We start from the raw sequence: 15,640 nt of genomic DNA, 5'->3' as shown, positions 1-15,640 counted from the left end.
CCACGTCAGACTGCCGGAATCCGACCGGCTTCCCGCTCTTCCACGATATTAGTACACCAGTTCGCCCGAGATGAACTTCCGGGTGCGCTCGTCGGCGGGGTCCTCGAAGATCTCCTCGGTCGGCCCGATCTCCGTGATCCCGTCGTCGAGCAGCACCGCGACGCGGTCCGCGACCCGCTCGGCCTGATGCATGTCGTGGGTCGCGAGCGCGACCCCGATCCCCCTCGATTTCGCCTCGCCGATCGCCTCCTCGATGACGGCGGTGTTGCGCGGGTCGAGGTCGGAGGTGGGCTCGTCGAGCAGCAGCGCGTCGGGGTCGTACGCCAGCGCGCGGGCGAACGACACCCGCTGGGCCTCGCCGCCGGAGAGCGAGTCGGCCGGCTGGTCCGTCTTGTCGGTCAGTCCGACGACGTCGAGCGACTCGTGGACCGCGTCCGCCGCGCCGGAGAGTCGGACGAGCGAGGCGAGCCGCTCGCTCCACGAGCGGCGGACCCGGAGCCCGTACTCGACGTTGCGGGCGACCGACCCGCCGAAGAGGCTCGCCTCTTGGAACACCATGCCGACCCGGCGGCGGAGCGCGAGCCGCGCCGCTTCGTCGACCGCCCACGGGTCGGTCCCGTCGAGCGTCACTGTCCCCTCGTCCGGCTCCAGCGACAGCGCGAGCGTCCGCAGCAGCGTCGTCTTGCCGACGCCGGAGGGGCCGATGACCGCGACGACCTCGCCCGCGTCGACGTCGACCGTGAGGTCGCGGAACACCGTCTCGTCGCCGTACGACCGCGACACGTTCGTCGCGCGGAGCATCAGTCTGTCACCCCTCGGCGCGTCATCCTGTCACCTCCCGGCGCATCAGCCCGCCACCCCCCGGTCGCCGAAGCGGACGACGACGGCGTTGACGGTCAACACGAGCGCGACCAGCACGGCGCCCAGAATCATGGCGGTCTCGTACCGGCCCTGCCGCGCTTCGAGCTGGATCGCGGTGGTCAGGGTGCGGGTCTTCGAGATGCCGTCCGCGCTCGTGATGTTCCCGCCGACGATGAGGACGGAGCCGACCTCGCTCACCGCGCGGCCGAACCCGGCCAACACCGCGGTCGCGATCCCGTAGCGGGCCTCCTTGATCACCACCAGCGCGACGTCGATGCGCGTCCCGCCGAGGACGCGGGCGGCGTCGCGGACCCCGTCGTCGACGCCGCTCACGGCCGCGAGGCTGATCGCCGTGATCGGCGGCGTCGCGAGGACGAACTGCGACATGATCATCGCCTCGCGGGTGAAGATGAGCTCCAGCGACCCCAGCGGCCCCTGATTGGAGACCGCGAACAGCACCACCAGCCCGACGACCACGCTCGGGAACCCCATCCCGGTGTTGACGACCGACTTCACGAACCCCTTCCCGGGGAACTCCGTGAGGCCGATCGCGACGGCGGCCGGCACGCTGACCAAGGTACTCAGCGCCACGGCCGTGAGGCTCACGTACAGCGAGACCGCGATAATGCTCCCGACGTACCCCTCCCTGAACGAGGCTCCGAAGAGGGACGCGGGGCCCGCGCCCGAGTCGAGCAGGGCGGGAGCCAGCTGTGCGACCGGTTCGATCGGCACGCTTACGAGTCCGAGTCGTCGCTACTCCAGCCTTCCGGAACGTACTGCTGGAAGTCGGGGTCCTCGGAGACGGCCTCGGGGAAGAACAGCTGCTCGCCGTTCACCTGATACTCCGAGATGGCGTTCTGGACGCCCGGGCTGGTGATCCAGCCGATGTACGCCATCGCGAGGTCGTAGTTGGCGTTCTCGTGGACGCCGGGGTTGACCGCCATGACGCCGTACGGGTTCGCGAGGATCTCCGGCCCGCCCTCGATCGGTCCCTGAACGAGGATCGTCAGGTCGATCTCCGAGCGCTGCGAGATGAAGGTTCCGCGGTCGGAGAGCGTGTACGCGCCCTGCTGGTTGGCGATGTTGAGCGCCTCGCCCATCCCGGTACCGGTCTCCTGATACCAGTCGCCGCCGGGGTCCGTGCCCGCCGCCTCCCAGAGGTTCAGCTCCTTCGTGTGGGTCCCCGAGTTGTCGCCGCGGGAGACGAACTGCGCCTGCGCGTCGGCGATGGCCGTGAGCGCCTCGGTGGCGGAGCCCATCCCCTGAATTCCGGCCGGGTCGCTCTCCGGCCCGACGATCACGAAGTCGTTGAACATCAGGTCGCGGCGGTTGATCCCGTACCCGTTGCGCATGAACTCGTCTTCGAGCCCGCGGGCGTGGACCATCACGATGTCCGAGTCGCCGTTGCGGGCGGTCTCCAGCGCCGCGCCCGTCCCCTGCGCGACGGCGTCGACCGTGACGCCGTACATCTCCTCGAAGTCCGAGTGGATCTCGTCGAGCAGGCCCGTGTCGTAGGTACTCGTCGTCGTCGTGAGCGTCAGCGTCTCGCCGGCGACGCCGACGGACTCGGCGGCGCTTCCGCCGTCGGTCCCGTTACCGCCGGTCCCATCGCCACCGCCTCCGTCGCCGCCGTCGCCGCCGTCGTTCGTCGACGAGCAGCCGGCCGTACTCACGATCGCTCCGGCACCGACCGCGGCCACGAACTTGCGTCGTTGTATCGGCATAGATACAACGGTGGGTCGACACGGCATATAAGTTGTGTGCCGCGGCAAGCGACGGGCAACGGCCGGTCGAAAACGCCATCACGGCCCGCCCGCATCCTCCGGGCATGAGAGACTCGACCGGCTCCGGGGCGGACCCGGCCGCGGGCCGCGGGCGCGCCGCGCTGATCGAGGGCGGCGTCGAGTTCGACGGCCGCGACGCGGCCCTGTTGCGCGCGGTCGACGCGGCGGGGTCGGTCGCGGGCGCGGCCGAGGCCCTCGGGCGGTCCCGTGCCCGCGCCCTCACCCGGATCGAGACGCTGGAGGAGGCCTACGGCACGCTCGTCGAGCGCCGTCGCGGCGGCGAGGGCGGCGGCGGGAGCCGGCTCGCGCCGTCGGCTCGGGACCTCCTCGACCGCTACGACCGGCTCCAGGCCGTCCTCGCGGCGACGGCGTCGGTGCCCGAGACGGTCCTCCGCGGGACGGTCGAGGCGATCGACGGCGAGATCGCAGTCGTCGACACTCCGGTCGGGGAGCTCTCCGGGCTCCACGGCGGAGCCGGCGGCGAGGGGAACGACGGCGGCGACGGCGGTGACGGCGCTGCGGTCGCCGTCGGCGACGCGGTCCAGGTCCGGATCGGCGCGGACGCCGTCACCGTCAACGACGCGGCCAACGCGGTCGACCCCGACGCGACGAGCGCCCGGAATCGCCTCGACGGGCGAGTCTCCGAGATCGACTCCGGCGAGACCGTGTCGACGGTCCGGATCGAGGTCGAACCGGCCGACGGAAAGGAGACGAGCGACGTGGGTGCCGTCGACGTTGCCGCGCTGATCACCGCCGAGAGCGTCGATCGGCTCGGTCTCGCTCCCGGAGACCCGGTCTCGATCCGGTGGAAGGCGACCGCGACGCGGCTGGTGGCACAGACGGGGCGGCGCTGACCCGCGGGTTCGGACGGGGTCGGCGAGTTCGGATGGCGTCGCGCCGTGCCAACCGCTCCCGCGCAAGCGAACGGTTTTTGCGTTGACCGACGGGAGAGGTGGTATGGACGAGGACACCCCCGAGGGGGCGACGCCGGGCGGCGACGGGCGCGAGTCCGGCGACGCCCGCGGGCCGTCGACGCCCCCCCGGACCGACGGCGGGACCGACGCGGACGAGCCGACCGAGGACGTCGCGCTCGACCCGTGGGGGTCGGCGTCGGTCGGGGACTACGCGGACCTCTTCGCCGAGTTCGGCATCGAGGCGTTCGACGAGGTCGACGACGACGTGCCGGACCCGCACTACCTGATGCGCCGCGGCGTCATCTTCGGCCACCGCGAGTACGACGCGGTCGCGGAGGCGATGGCGAACGACGAGCCGTTCGCGGCGCTCTCCGGGTTCATGCCCACGGGCGACCCCCACATCGGTCACAAGCTCGTGTTTGACGAGATCATCTGGCATCAGGAGATGGGCGGCGACGCGTTCGGGCTCATCGCCGACCTCGAAGCGCACTCCGCGCGCGGCATGTCGTGGGACGAGATCGACGAGCACGCCCGCAACTACCTCCTCTCGCTGCTCGCGCTCGGCTTCGACGCCGAGGACGGGGAGCTGTACCGCCAGTCCGACAACCGCGCGGTCCAAGACCTCGGCTTCGAGCTCGGTTCGAAGGCGAACTTCTCGGAGTTCGAGGCGATCTACGGCTTCGACGGCGAGACGAACATCTCGCACATGCAGAGCGTCATCACCCAGACCGCGGACATCCTCTACCCGCAGCTCGTCGACGAGCCGAAGCCCACCGTCATCCCGGTCGGCCCAGACCAAGACCCCCACGTCCGGCTCACCCGCGACCTGGCGACCCGCGTGCGCTACTTCAAGGTGACCGAGGCGTTCGCCTCCTTCGAGCTGGACGACGAGGAGCGACAGCTCGTCCGGGCCGCGTACGACGCGCTCGCGACCGGCGAGGGTGAGGAGGCGGATTCGGACGTGCGCTGCGAGGACGCCGCCGAGTGGCTCGCGGACTACGAGCCGCCGGAGAGCGACCGCAAGAGCGTCGACCTCGCGGCTGCGAAGTCGACCGCGCTCGACAAGCTCCGCGCCGGCGGGAAGGAGCCGCTCCGCCCCCGCGTGCGCTTCTTCGACCGCAACGCGACCGACGAGGCGTTCGAGGCGCTGATCGAGGCCGTGGAGGGCGAAAAGCGCGTCTTCGAGGGGCACGTCGACGCCTTCGACCTCACCCGCGACGAGGCCGAGTCCGTCGCCCGGGAGGTCGAGATCGACCACGACGGGTTCGGCTTCCGCCAGCCATCCTCGATCTACCACCGGTTCATGACCGGGCTCACCGGCGGGAAGATGTCCTCGTCTATCCCGGCGAGCCACATCTCGCTGCTGGACGACCCCGAGGACGGCTACGACAAGGTGAAGGCGGCGACCACCGGCGGCCGCGACACCGCCGACGAGCAGCGCGAACTCGGCGGCGAGGCCGACGAGTGCCCCGTCTACGAGCTGTACGCCTACCTGCTCGCGGGCGACGACGACGAGCTGACCAAGGAGGTGTACGCCGAGTGCGTCAACGGCGAGCGCCTCTGTGGCGGCTGTAAGGAGCAGGCCGCCGAGCTGATGCGAGAGTTCCTCGAAGACCACCAGGAGAAGCGCGAGGAGGCCGAGGAACTGCTCGACGACCTCGACATCGACCTCGACTCCGACCGGCGCGGCACCGGCGGCGAACACTGAGGCGTTTCGAGGTCGGGTCGTAGGCCGATTCTCGCACACCGTTTATACACAGGTGGTGCGGTGGCGCGTGCCGGCGAGCGCCGCCTCGCGGCGCGAACCGCACGCGCGAGGGAGTCGGCGGTCCGGAGCAAAGCGGAGGACCGCCGACGAGGCTGGGGAGGCGTGAGGTGCTGGGCGGTGCCGTGGGGGCGGGACTCAAACGGCAGCCGCGAGGGCGAAGCACGGCGTAGCAAGCACCGCAGCGAAGGAGCGAGCAACGCGAGCGACCGAGCGAGGCGCGCAGCAAGCCGNAAGCACGGCGTAGCAAGCACCGCAGCGAAGGAGCGAGCAACGCGAGCGACCGAGCGAGGCGCGCAGCAAGCCGCGCGAGTCCTCGCGGCGGGGGCTTTGGGAGTGGTTATCGCCGATTTTCGGTCAAAGCATGTATAACTGAGCGGCTGAGGCTTTGGTAGCGTTCTCCGCCGATCCGGATTCAGCTATTTATAAGTAACAGCGACCGACCTACAGTTCCTCTTTCACGTACACGCCCAGCAGCCCGCCGAGCGCGCTCAACACCACGGAGTAGGCGACGCCGCCCAACACCACGACGGCCGCGACGAGGACGATTCCCCCGGCCGCGAGGCCAGCTTCGAGCGGGAAGCCGAAGAGTCCCAAGAACGGAAGGATCACCAGTACGAGCAGCAGCAGCCCGACGATCGGAATCGACGCGATGGCACCGGAGAGCGCGCCGACGCGCAGCCCGTCGTCGCCGTTCAGATACCCGGCGACGGCGCCGCCGAGGAGGGGTGAGATGCCGGTAAACGAGAGGACGGCCGACGCGATAGCGCCGACGACCGCGTTGAGGAGGGTGTTCTCGGTGTCCATGCGCGGCCAAACTCCCGGCGCCGATTTACTTCTTGTGGACGCCGCCGCCCGAGGGCGACGGGACGGGCGAGGCGATGGTTTATGAGGCGGGCGCCACCTCTCACGGGTATGAGCGAGGCAGAGACGATCCACGTCGCGGACGTCAGCGAGGGGATCGGCGGCGACGCGACGGCGGAGCCGGGGTCGCCGGTCGAGCTCCCGGTCGTCGACGTGCTCACCGGCCGGTCGTTTATTACGGGCAAGAGCGGGTCCGGGAAGAGCAACACCGCGTCCGTTGTGATAGAAAATTTGCTATCTAACGGATTTCCTGTCATTATCGTGGACACAGACGGTGAATATTACGGTTTAAAAGAAGAATATGAAATTCTTCACGCCGGCGCTGACGACGAGTGCGACATCGTCGTCTCACCCGAACACGCCGAGAAGCTCGCGACCCTCGCCTTGGAACAGAACGTCCCGATCATCCTTGACGTCTCGGGCTACCTCGAAGAGGAGACCGCGAACGAACTCCTCTTGGAGGTCGTCAAACAGCTGTTCGCGAAGGAGAAGCGCATGAAGAAGCCGTTCCTGCTCGTGATCGAGGAGTGTCACGAGTACATCCCCGAGGGCGGCGGGATGGACGAGACGGGGAAGATGCTGATCAAGGTCGGCAAGCGCGGCCGGAAGCACGGGCTCGGCATCGTCGGGATCAGCCAGCGCCCGGCCGACGTCAAGAAGGACTTCATCACCCAGTGCGACTGGCTCTGCTGGCACCGGCTCACCTGGGACAACGACACGAAGGTGGTCGGCCGCATCCTCGGCTCGAAGTACGCCAGCGCGGTCGAGGACCTCGGCGACGGCGAGGCGTTCCTGCTGACCGACTGGGACGAGTCGATCCGCCGGATCCAGTTCCACCGCAAGGAGACGTTCGACGCGGGCGCGACGCCCGGGCTCGACGACTTCGAGCGGCCCGAACTGAAGTCCGTCTCCAGCGACCTCGTCGGCGAACTCCAGTCCATCTCCGACGAGAAGGAGCGCCGCGAGTCCGAGATAGCCGACCTCAAGCAGGAGTTGGAGAAGAAGGACCGGCGGATCGCCGACCTCGAACGCGAGCTGGAGGAGGCCCGCGACCTGAGCGACATGGCCGACCAGTTCGCGCAGGCGCTGCTGGGGAAAGCCGAGGCGCCGTACCGCGGCGGCGGCCCCCGAGCAGGGCCCGAGCGGCTCGCCGGCGCCGAGCGACCAGACGACGCCCGCGAGGGCGACGACGGCGACCAGTCCGTTCTCAAGTCGTACGACGAGGCGGTCGCCGCGACCGAGGCGCACGCGGAGGACGCCGCCGAAACGGAGACCGAGACCGCGATCGAATCGGACGCCTCGGCCGCCGACGGCGGGGCCGAGATCGACGCGGACGGAGGCGCCGCAAACGGAGACGCTGCGGGCGCAAACGCTGAGGCCGCGGACACGGTCGCCGCGGACGCCGACGCCTCAAACGCGGATCCCGTAACTGAGGAGGAGACGGACCCGGCGGACGACGTGGACCCGGTCACCCGCGACGACGTCGCCGAGAGTGCGCTCCGGTTCGACGACGCGATCGAACTCGGTACCCGAGAGGCCGTCATCGAGGAGTTGCGCTCGCGGATCGGGACGCTGCCGGAGCTCTCGCGCGGCATGCTCCGCCACTACCGCCGCGAGGGCGCCAGCGACCCCGTCGCGGCCCACATCGACGCCGGCGGCGACGGCGACTCCGGGCACGCCTACAGCCGCCACCGCCCGATCCGACGCGCGGGGCTCATCCGCCACGCGGGCCGCGGAAGCTACGCTTACGCGGTCCCCGACCTCGTCCGCGAGGCGTACGCCGACCGCCTCGACGAGGAACAGGTCGACGAGATCGTCCGCGCCGTCGAGCGCGTCTTCGTCCCGCCCGCCGAATTGAGCTACCCGCCGGACGCCGACCCGTCCGAAGTCGGCGACGGCGCGGGCGCCGACAACGGTGACGGACCCACGTTCGACGACGCCGACGGCGCGACCACGGGAGACGACGGTTCCGAAGCCGCGGCCGACCGCGGCCGAAACGGAGCGGACGCCGACACACGCGAGGCCGACAGGACGGCCGCCGAGACCGGCCTGAGCGACGCCGCGCGTCGGTTCGCCGAGCGATCGGAGCGCTGAGACCGGGCGGGCGACGCCGACCGGGAGCGTCGCTGGTTTCTCGCGAATTCGTGAAGTCAGAACGCCAGCGAGAGGTACTCGCTGGGCACCGCGTTCCGGGCCGTCACCTGCGGGTCGACCACCTGACTGATCTCCAGCCCGCCGACGAGGCTAGAGAAGAGGTACGCGTCGGTACGGGAGAAGCCGTGGTCGTGCGCCAACAGATCCAGCATGTCGCCGTTCGCCAGTTCGACTGCCTCCTCCAGCGTCGCGGCGCTCGCGAGCGTCTTCACCGCGTCGCCGGTGTCGACGACGGGGCGGTCGAGCGAAACGGCCGGGTCCTCGATCACCGAGAGCGTCGCGTCGACCTCGACCGCGATCTCGGCGCCGGTCCCGCACATCTCGCCGTCGGCCATCGCGGCCTTCGCGTCGCCCATCGCCAACATCGCGCCCTCCTGAAACACCGGGAAGTAGACGGTCGTCCCGGCGGTCACGTCGGCCGTATCGAGGTTGCCGCCGTGGTCGTCTGGCGTGAGCGTCGATATCGTCTCGCCGTCCGTGGCGACGCCGATCGTCCCGATCACGGGCTCGATCGGCACGTCGATCCCCTCGAACGCTATTGTCTCACCGCCGCCGTCGACGTCGGTGATCCGCGTCGCGGGGTGGTCGATCTCGGGGTCGTCCTGACGGAGTCCGAACCCCGGTGCGGTGAGCACGCGGCCGCGGTCCTCGGCGACGCGCACGGCCGCTATCTCCACCGCGAGGACGTCGCCGGGGCTCGCACCGGCCACCGCGATCGGTCCGGTCGCGGCGTTGACCTCCTCCGGAATCGCGTCGAGCAGGTCGTCGTCCGCTTGAATCTCGCCGTTCAGGCTGTCCACCGTCTCGATCGTCAGCGACTCGCCGTCGGCGGCCTCGTAGACCGGGTCCATCTCCGGCCCGAACTCGTAGACGTGGCCGTCGCGGTATGAGACGACTTCACGTGGCATCGAATCCAACTCGGCGCGGCGGAAACAAAAATCCCCGCCGCGGGGGACGCGTCGCCGTCGGACGCCCGACTCCGTTGGCGGCCGCGCGATCAGTCGTCCGACTCCGGTTTGCGCCCGGCCTCGTGGTCGAGCAGCGGCGAGTCGGCGTTCGCACAGCCCTCCCGACCACACACGCCGGCGTCGTCACCGGCGCGCTCGACGCCGCCGGCCAGCGACCCGATCTCCCACGCGACCGCGTGGCCGGTCGCGCGCTCGTGCTCGCTCAGGGCCGTCCGCGCTCGCCGGAGGGAGTCGAACGCCGCTTCGTACGAACAGTCGTCACACCGGACGCGGACGCTCGTCGCCATACCGCTCGTACGGCGTCGAACAGCCTAACACCACCGGTTCCCGTCTCGCATCCAAGCGGTTCGGCGCAGTCGCTTCGGCGCACTCACTTCGGCGCAGTCGGCGGCGGACTCGCGTCGCTCGCGTCAGTTCTCGGCGGTGGCGGCGGCGCGCTCCGGCCGGTCGTACTTCTCTTCGAACTCGCCGATGAGCTGGCCCATCTTCGCGTACCAGTCGTTGAGCATCCGCTGCATGTCGTCGGCGATCTGCGACGGGTCCGTCGGCCTGTACACGTGGTAGTAGCCGCCCTGCTCGTAGTTTATCTGCTCTTTCTGGATGAAGCCGGCCTTGAGGAGCCGCTGAACCGCGCGGTAGGCGGTGGAGCGCTCCCGGTCGACGCGCTCCGCGACCTCGTCGATCGTGAGCGCCTCGTCGGCCGACACGAGCGCCTGATAGCAGTCCTTGTCCAACTGCTTCAGACCGTGGAAACACTCGAGTAACCCCTCACACTCCATGTCCCGTTGGAGCTGTTCAGACATCGAATCGGGCATTTTACGCCGGATATACGACTCCCGCCGTCAAAAGTGTTGTGTGAGGGATGTACAATTCCGCACAGTCGGTCGGGCGATCACCGAGCGCGGCGCGGTCGATCGAGTCGCGGTCGACCGTGGGTCGGTCGTCGCTCGGCCGTTCGCGGCGCGGACGACGCGGACGGAGCCGAGTCGCGGTCGCTACTCCTCGTCGTCCGCTTCGGACTCGTCGCCGTCCGCGTCGTCCGCGCCGGATTCGCCGTCCGCGTCCGCCTCGTCGTCGTCGTCGAGACCCGCCGCCTCGAACGCGGCCTCGACCTCCTCGACCGGCACCGTCCGGAAGCCGTCGGCCTCGGTCACGGTCGCGACCGCGAGGTCCGAGGGCTCGAACTCGTCGTCGTGGGCGGCCAGCGCCGCGACCGCGAGTTCGATGCCGTCCGCAAGCGAGAGGTCGTCGTGCCACTCGTCTTCGAGGTGGCCCTGAATGTCCTGCCGGCCGCCGCCGATGACGGTCGCCTTCCACTCGTTGGGGGTCCCCGACGGGTCGGCGGCGAACAGGCGCGGCTCGCCGTTGTCAATCCCGCCGATGAGGAGCGCGGCGCCGTAGGGGCGCGTGCCGCCGCGCTGGGTGTTCTCCTGAATGTGGTCGGTGACGAACTTCGTCAGCGTCTCGACGCCGACTGGCTCGCCGTAGCGCAGGCGGTTCCCCTGCGACTGGCGGCGCGCGAGGTCGATCAGCTGGCGGGCGTCGGCGACGTGGCCCGCGCTCGCGGTGCCGAGGTGGTCGTCGAGCTTGTGGAGCTTCTCGATGCTCTCCGCCTCCATCAGCGACGAAGAGGGGCGGGACATCGCGACGAAGACGACGCCGTCCGTCGTCCGGACGCCGACGCTCGGCGCGCCGCGCGAGACCGCCTCGCGGGCGTACTCGACTTGGTAGATGCGCCCGTCCGGCGAGAACAGCGACGTGCCGCGGTCGTACGCCTGCTGGTCGTTGTTCCCCATCATCGCCCATCACCCGCTCGCGCGGTGTCGCGTTCGCTCATTACCACTACTTACGTCGGGCCGTTGAAAAAGCATCCGTAACCGGTACGTCTCGGAGGCCGTCGACCACGGGTCCGTTGCGTTCAGTCCGAGGCGCGGAGTCAAGCCCGCTTCCGCCGGCGACGGATATATCCACGCAGGTCGCGTAGTCATCATGACTTTGAGTACCACACGAACTACAGCCGCGCTGCTGGCCGCGCTACTGGTCCTTGCGACGGTCGGCGGGGCGTTCGCGGTCGGCGGCGCGGCGGCGGTACCGGACGCGCGGATCACCGTGGGCGAGGTCGGGACGTCGCCGAGCGACCCGACCGTCGGCGAGCGGACGGCGCTGAACGTCACCGTCTCGAACTCCGGCGGCAGCGACGCGGCGGCGAACGTCACCGAGGTCCGCGTCCGGAACGCCGACGGCGACGTGCTCGACAGCGTCTCGGGCGTCGGCGCCCTCTCGGCCGGGGACTCGCTCGACGCGACGCTGTGGACGACGTTCGAGGAGCCCGGCGCGGAGCGGCTCACCGTCGAGGCCGTCGCGAACCAGTCGACGAGCGGCGAACTCGTGACCGTCTCCCGCGACGCTGTGATCGAGGTGCTTCCGACGGACGTCGCGCTCGACCTGCGGACCCGCGCGCTCGACCCCGAGGACCTCCAGAGCGACGACGAGGGCGAGGCCTCGACCGGCGACCTCGGCGTCGGCGGCATCCAAGGCATCTTCGGCGGTGGCGGCGGCCTCGACACCGGTGAGGGCGACGAGTCCGCCCCGCCCGTCGCCGACTCGCCGGTCGAAGTGACCGTCGTCAACACCGGCACGACGACCGCCGACCGCGTGAGCCTCCGCGCCGTCGGGACCGCGGTCGACGCCGGTGACGGGGACAGCGAGGCGGCCACCGAGACAGTCTCGGTCGGTCCGTTCGTCGTCGAGGACATCGCGCCCGGCGAGGAGCGGCGCGTGATCGTGGACCTCGGCCCGCTCGACCGGCGGTCGAACGTGACAGTCACCGCGGCGTTCCGCGCCGACACGGACGACCTCGGGGACGGGACGGACCGCGCCGCGACGTCGACGGTGACGTACCCGGTCCGCGAGGCGACGCCGACCGTGACCGACGCGACGGTCCGCGAGGTCGGGGACGGCGCGGTCGTCGTCGACGCCAACCTCGGAAACGCAGGGAGCGCCGAGATGACGGGCGCGGTCGTCTCGGTCGGCGACGCGCCGGGCGTCGAGCCGACGCCGACGGGCGAGGAGTACTTCGTCGGGTCGCTCGGCGCGAGCGACTTCGTCGGCTTCGACCTGTCGACCGCGGTGAACGCCTCCGTCGCCGACGAGATCCCGATCCGCGTCACCTACACCGAGCGCGGCGTCCGATACACGGAGACGCTGACCGTGGCGGCACCGGAACCCGACGACGACGCCGAGAGCGGCGGCGCGCTCGGCCGGATCGGGACCGGCGGGGTGGGCGCGGCGGGCGCGGTGGCGAGCGGCCTCGCGCTCGTCGGCCTCGCCGGCGCGGTCGGCGTCGCGGTCAGGACCGGACGGATCGGCGGTTCGACGGGCCGGCGACGCGACGGGTCGGCGCCGTGAGCGAGGACACCGGGAGCGAGGTGAACGGAGACGCCGGACGCAACGAGGATCCCGCGGACGACACGATAGCGGTCGGTGATGACACCGCGGCGGTCGGTGATGACGCGGACGCCGACGCGAGCGACGACTACGGCGTCGCGCTCCGGGCCGTCGTCAAGCGGTACACGAGCGGCGGCGGCGAGCCGGTCGTCGCGCTCGACGACGTCGACTTCGCGGTTCGGCCCGGCGAGTTCGTCGCGGTCGTCGGCCCCAGCGGTTCCGGGAAGTCGACGCTGTTGAACGTCCTCGGACTGCTCGACGACCCGACCGCGGGTCGGCGGCTGCTCGACGGCACCGACGTGACGAACCTCTCGGTCGCGGAGCGCACGCGGGCGCGAAAGGAGTCGATCGGCTTCGTCTTTCAGGACTTCCACCTGCTGCCGACGCTGACCGCGGTCGAGAACGTCGCGATGCCGACCGCGTTCGACCCGGGCGACGCGGGCGACCGGGCCGCAGACCTGCTCGCGCGGTTCGGGCTCGGCGACCGGCTCGACCACGAACCGAGCGAGCTCTCGGGCGGACAGAAGCAGCGGGTCGCTATCGCCCGCGCCCTGATCAACGAGCCGTCCGTGCTGCTCGCGGACGAGCCGACGGGGAACCTCGACACCGAGACCGGGGAGTCGATCCTCGCCGAGTTCGAGCGAGTCAAGGCCGAGGGGGTCGCCGTCGTCGCGGTGACGCACGACCCGCTCGTCGAGGAGTACGCCGACCGCGTCGTCGACCTCACCGACGGCGTGATGACCGGCGGGCTGCCGACCGACGGGCTGCCGGAGAGCGAGGAGGGCGACGACCGATGAGCGACGGCGGTGGTCGAACGGCGGGCGGACTCGCCGGCTGGCTGCGGGGCTGGCGACCGGCGGTGTCGATGGCGTCCCGGAACCTGCGGCGGAACCGGGTGCGGACGGTGCTGGCGGTTCTGGGGGTCTGTATCGGCGTCCTCGCGGTCGCTGCGCTCGGCATCTTCGGGAACGTGCTGGCGCTGGGGGCCGACGACGCCATCGGCGACATCGGCACGCAGGTCGTCGTCTCGCCGAACAACGACGCGGGCGTGGAGTCGCTGTCGGATGCGGATATCGCCTCGATCCGACGCGCGGTCGACGGTCCCGCGGTGGTCCCACTGTACTCCGACAGCGCCACGGTCGCGCGACAGGGCGACCAGACGTTCGCGACGGTGTACGGCGTCGAGGAGCCCGCGCTGGCGTACGAGGCCGCGGAGGGCCGGCTCCCCGAGCGGCACCGGCAGGGCGCGATCCTCGGCGCGGGGATCGCGGAGGACCTCGACGCCGGCGCGGGCGACACCGTCGAGATCGCCGGCTCGCAGGTCCGAGTGATCGCGGTGTTGGTCGAGAGCCAGACGTTCAGCCCGGTGGCGCCGGACGACGCCGTCTTCCTCCCGGAGTCGGCGTTCTCGGCCGACGGCTACGCGCAGGCGCTCGTCGTCTCGGACTCGGGCGCCGAGGCGCGCGCGGCCGCGGATGCGATTCGCGATGAAGTGAACGCCCGGGAAGAGCGCGTGGACCTGTTCGAACTGGCCGCACTGGTCGACGAGATAAACGAGTTCTTCGACCTCCTCTCGACGTTCCTCCTCGGGCTCGGAGCCATCTCGCTCGTGGTCGCCGGCGTCTCGATCCTCAACGTCATGCTGATGAGCACCGTCGAGCGCCGACAGGAGATCGGGGTGATGCGCGCGGTCGGCGTCGCCCGGCGCGACGTGTTGCGCGTCCTGCTCGCGGAGGCCGGGCTGATCGGCGCGGCCGGCGCCGCGGCCGGGACGCTGCTCACCGTTCTGCTCGTCGCGGGCCTCGTCGTCGCGACGCCGGCGGTCGACGCCGCACTCGTCATCGACCCGACCAACGGCTACTACCTCCTCCTCGCGCTCGTGTTCGGCGTCGGCGTCGGGCTCGTCAGCGGCGCGTACCCCGCGTGGAAGGCCGCCAACGAGCGTCCGGTCGAGGCGCTGCGGAGCTAATCTGGCGGACGACGACCGAGAAGCCGAACCGCTACGAAACAGGTACTGAACCGAACGGCGCGCCGGCGAGCGCCCGCAGGGCGCGAGCCGACCGCGAGGGAGTCAGTCGCCGGAGCGAAGCGGAGGCGACTGACAGGGCGAGAGCGAAGCTCTCGCTTGCAGCCGGACATAGTCCGGCGACGAGGCTGGGGAGGCGTGAGGTGCGGTTGCTGTGCGGTCGGGGTGGGACTCAAAGGGGCAGCCGGGAGGCGGGCGCAGACGACGGAAGCACCGCAACGAGGGAGCGAGAGCGACCGAGTGAGGAGCGCAGTGAGTGTGCGCCCGCCTCCCGGCTGGGGCTTTGGAGCTGTTTCCGTCGACTCGCCGTATCGAACTCATGATCGAATCCGGTTCGCCCAAACCCCTAATTGTCGCTGCCGTGTGCCACGAGCCATGGTGTCCCCCACGCGGCTGCCGTCCTCCTCCTCGGCGCGGGCTCGGTCGGGTTCGGCGCCATCTGGTACCGCGAACTGACGGCCTGCGAGGAGCTCGCCTGCTTCGAGTTCGAGTACCACGGCGCGGACGACGCGCCGAGTCAACTGGACATCGAACACACGAGCGGGACCGAGCGGCTCCGCGCCGGGGACGTGTTCGTCACCAACGTCAGCACCGATTACGAGGCGGGCGAGAACGACACCGTCGCGTGGGCCGAACTGGACGACGACCTCGGGCCCGAGGACGCGATCACCGGGGAGACGCTGCGGATACCGATCCGGGTCCCGGACCTCGTGACGGTCCGCTGGCGCCGGGACGACGAGGAGGAAGTCGTCGGGGCGTGGGTGTACGACGACGACGTTCGGTGAGCGTCTCGCTGTCGACTTCGTCGACCGCCCTCGCTGTGACCCGACTGACCCCTGAGCCCCAAAACGGCTTTC

Annotated in this window: 15 protein-coding genes; 7 read left to right on the top strand and 8 right to left on the bottom strand. The window is 70.5% G+C overall.

Features of this window, described 5'->3' with window-relative positions; all coding sequences use genetic code 11:
• Positions 1 to 48: 48 nt before the first annotated feature.
• Genes C463_RS05150 through C463_RS05140 form a run of 3 tightly spaced genes read right to left on the bottom strand, consistent with a single transcriptional unit; the run spans position 49 to position 2,585 of the window.
• On the bottom strand, positions 49 to 801 hold the full coding sequence (locus C463_RS05150) for an ABC transporter ATP-binding protein (protein WP_008441695.1): 753 nt from the start codon (positions 799 to 801) through the stop codon (positions 49 to 51).
• Between the two features lie 45 nt (positions 802 to 846).
• Positions 847 to 1,593, bottom strand: a complete 747-nt coding sequence (locus C463_RS05145) for an ABC transporter permease (protein ID WP_008441694.1) — start codon at positions 1,591 to 1,593, stop codon at positions 847 to 849.
• A 2-nt stretch (positions 1,594 to 1,595) separates the two neighbouring features.
• Entirely contained in the window at positions 1,596 to 2,585 is a 990-nt protein-coding gene (locus tag C463_RS05140; RefSeq protein WP_008441684.1) for a substrate-binding domain-containing protein, read from the bottom strand.
• 104 nt (positions 2,586 to 2,689) lie between these two features.
• Between C463_RS05140 and C463_RS05135 the strand changes: the two genes are divergently transcribed.
• A complete protein-coding gene (locus C463_RS05135; protein WP_008441682.1) occupies positions 2,690 to 3,499 on the top strand; it encodes a TOBE domain-containing protein in 810 nt (269 codons plus the stop codon).
• A 103-nt stretch (positions 3,500 to 3,602) separates the two neighbouring features.
• A complete protein-coding gene (locus C463_RS05130) occupies positions 3,603 to 5,267 on the top strand; it encodes a tryptophan--tRNA ligase (protein WP_008441681.1) in 1,665 nt (554 codons plus the stop codon).
• A 501-nt stretch (positions 5,268 to 5,768) separates the two neighbouring features.
• Here C463_RS05130 and C463_RS05125 read toward each other — a convergent pair.
• The gene (locus C463_RS05125; RefSeq protein ID WP_008441680.1) at positions 5,769 to 6,131 is read right to left on the bottom strand and encodes a DUF5518 domain-containing protein; all 363 of its coding nucleotides are present in this window, start codon (positions 6,129 to 6,131) and stop codon (positions 5,769 to 5,771) included.
• Positions 6,132 to 6,239: 108 nt separating this feature from the next.
• Between C463_RS05125 and C463_RS05120 the strand changes: the two genes are divergently transcribed.
• Positions 6,240 to 8,282 (top strand): helicase HerA domain-containing protein, encoded by a 2,043-nt coding sequence (locus tag C463_RS05120; RefSeq protein ID WP_008441679.1) that lies wholly within the window; start codon positions 6,240 to 6,242, stop codon positions 8,280 to 8,282.
• A gap of 56 nt (positions 8,283 to 8,338) precedes the next feature.
• Here C463_RS05120 and C463_RS05115 read toward each other — a convergent pair whose 3' ends face one another.
• From C463_RS05115 to psmA, 4 genes are all read right to left on the bottom strand, one after another.
• Entirely contained in the window at positions 8,339 to 9,250 is a 912-nt protein-coding gene (locus C463_RS05115) for an acetamidase/formamidase family protein (RefSeq protein WP_008441678.1), read from the bottom strand.
• Between the two features lie 89 nt (positions 9,251 to 9,339).
• Positions 9,340 to 9,597 carry a DUF7542 family protein gene (locus tag C463_RS05110; protein ID WP_008441677.1) on the bottom strand — a complete coding sequence of 86 codons (258 nt, stop codon included), beginning with the start codon at positions 9,595 to 9,597 and terminating at the stop codon, positions 9,340 to 9,342.
• 123 nt (positions 9,598 to 9,720) lie between these two features.
• The gene (locus C463_RS05105) at positions 9,721 to 10,125 is read right to left on the bottom strand and encodes a helix-turn-helix domain-containing protein (RefSeq protein WP_008441671.1); all 405 of its coding nucleotides are present in this window, start codon (positions 10,123 to 10,125) and stop codon (positions 9,721 to 9,723) included.
• Positions 10,126 to 10,305: 180 nt separating this feature from the next.
• On the bottom strand, positions 10,306 to 11,109 hold the full coding sequence (gene psmA, locus C463_RS05100; protein WP_193365857.1) for an archaeal proteasome endopeptidase complex subunit alpha: 804 nt from the start codon (positions 11,107 to 11,109) through the stop codon (positions 10,306 to 10,308).
• A 190-nt stretch (positions 11,110 to 11,299) separates the two neighbouring features.
• Between psmA and C463_RS05095 the strand changes: the two genes are divergently transcribed.
• The 4 genes from C463_RS05095 to C463_RS05080 all read left to right on the top strand — a co-directional run bounded on the left by C463_RS05095 (position 11,300) and on the right by C463_RS05080 (position 15,568).
• A complete protein-coding gene (locus tag C463_RS05095; protein WP_008441667.1) occupies positions 11,300 to 12,718 on the top strand; it encodes a CARDB domain-containing protein in 1,419 nt (472 codons plus the stop codon).
• Positions 12,719 to 12,738: 20 nt separating this feature from the next.
• Positions 12,739 to 13,554, top strand: coding sequence for an ABC transporter ATP-binding protein (locus C463_RS05090; protein ID WP_049905595.1), 816 nt, complete (start codon positions 12,739 to 12,741; stop codon positions 13,552 to 13,554).
• Positions 13,551 to 14,726: an ABC transporter permease gene (locus C463_RS05085; RefSeq protein WP_008441663.1), complete on the top strand. Its 1,176-nt coding sequence runs from the start codon at positions 13,551 to 13,553 to the stop codon at positions 14,724 to 14,726. Before C463_RS05090 ends, C463_RS05085 begins: the two co-directional genes overlap by 4 nt.
• A 407-nt stretch (positions 14,727 to 15,133) precedes the next feature.
• Entirely contained in the window at positions 15,134 to 15,568 is a 435-nt protein-coding gene (locus tag C463_RS05080; RefSeq protein WP_008441662.1) for a hypothetical protein, read from the top strand.
• Positions 15,569 to 15,640 lie beyond the last annotated feature (72 nt).

It is taken from the genome of Halorubrum californiense DSM 19288 (assembly GCF_000336875.1).
GTDB classification, from domain to species: domain Archaea; phylum Halobacteriota; class Halobacteria; order Halobacteriales; family Haloferacaceae; genus Halorubrum; species Halorubrum californiense.
The sequence above is the reverse complement of the archived record's forward strand: the minus strand, read 5'-3'. Positions and strand labels throughout refer to the sequence as shown.

Excerpts from the sequence above, each read along its gene's own strand:
- C463_RS05150 (WP_008441695.1), bottom strand. The coding sequence starts at position 801 with ATGCTCCGCGCGACGAACGTGTCGCGGTCGTACGGCGACGAGACGGTG.
- C463_RS05095 (WP_008441667.1), top strand. The coding sequence starts at position 11,300 with ATGACTTTGAGTACCACACGAACTACAGCCGCGCTGCTGGCCGCGCTA.
- C463_RS05105 (WP_008441671.1), bottom strand. The coding sequence starts at position 10,125 with ATGCCCGATTCGATGTCTGAACAGCTCCAACGGGACATGGAGTGTGAG.
- psmA (WP_193365857.1), bottom strand. The coding sequence starts at position 11,109 with ATGATGGGGAACAACGACCAGCAGGCGTACGACCGCGGCACGTCGCTG.
- C463_RS05110 (WP_008441677.1), bottom strand. The coding sequence starts at position 9,597 with ATGGCGACGAGCGTCCGCGTCCGGTGTGACGACTGTTCGTACGAAGCG.
- C463_RS05115 (WP_008441678.1), bottom strand. The coding sequence starts at position 9,250 with ATGCCACGTGAAGTCGTCTCATACCGCGACGGCCACGTCTACGAGTTC.
- C463_RS05125 (WP_008441680.1), bottom strand. The coding sequence starts at position 6,131 with ATGGACACCGAGAACACCCTCCTCAACGCGGTCGTCGGCGCTATCGCG.
- C463_RS05085 (WP_008441663.1), top strand. The coding sequence starts at position 13,551 with ATGAGCGACGGCGGTGGTCGAACGGCGGGCGGACTCGCCGGCTGGCTG.
- C463_RS05130 (WP_008441681.1), top strand. The coding sequence starts at position 3,603 with ATGGACGAGGACACCCCCGAGGGGGCGACGCCGGGCGGCGACGGGCGC.
- C463_RS05120 (WP_008441679.1), top strand. The coding sequence starts at position 6,240 with ATGAGCGAGGCAGAGACGATCCACGTCGCGGACGTCAGCGAGGGGATC.
- C463_RS05135 (WP_008441682.1), top strand. The coding sequence starts at position 2,690 with ATGAGAGACTCGACCGGCTCCGGGGCGGACCCGGCCGCGGGCCGCGGG.
- C463_RS05140 (WP_008441684.1), bottom strand. The coding sequence starts at position 2,585 with ATGCCGATACAACGACGCAAGTTCGTGGCCGCGGTCGGTGCCGGAGCG.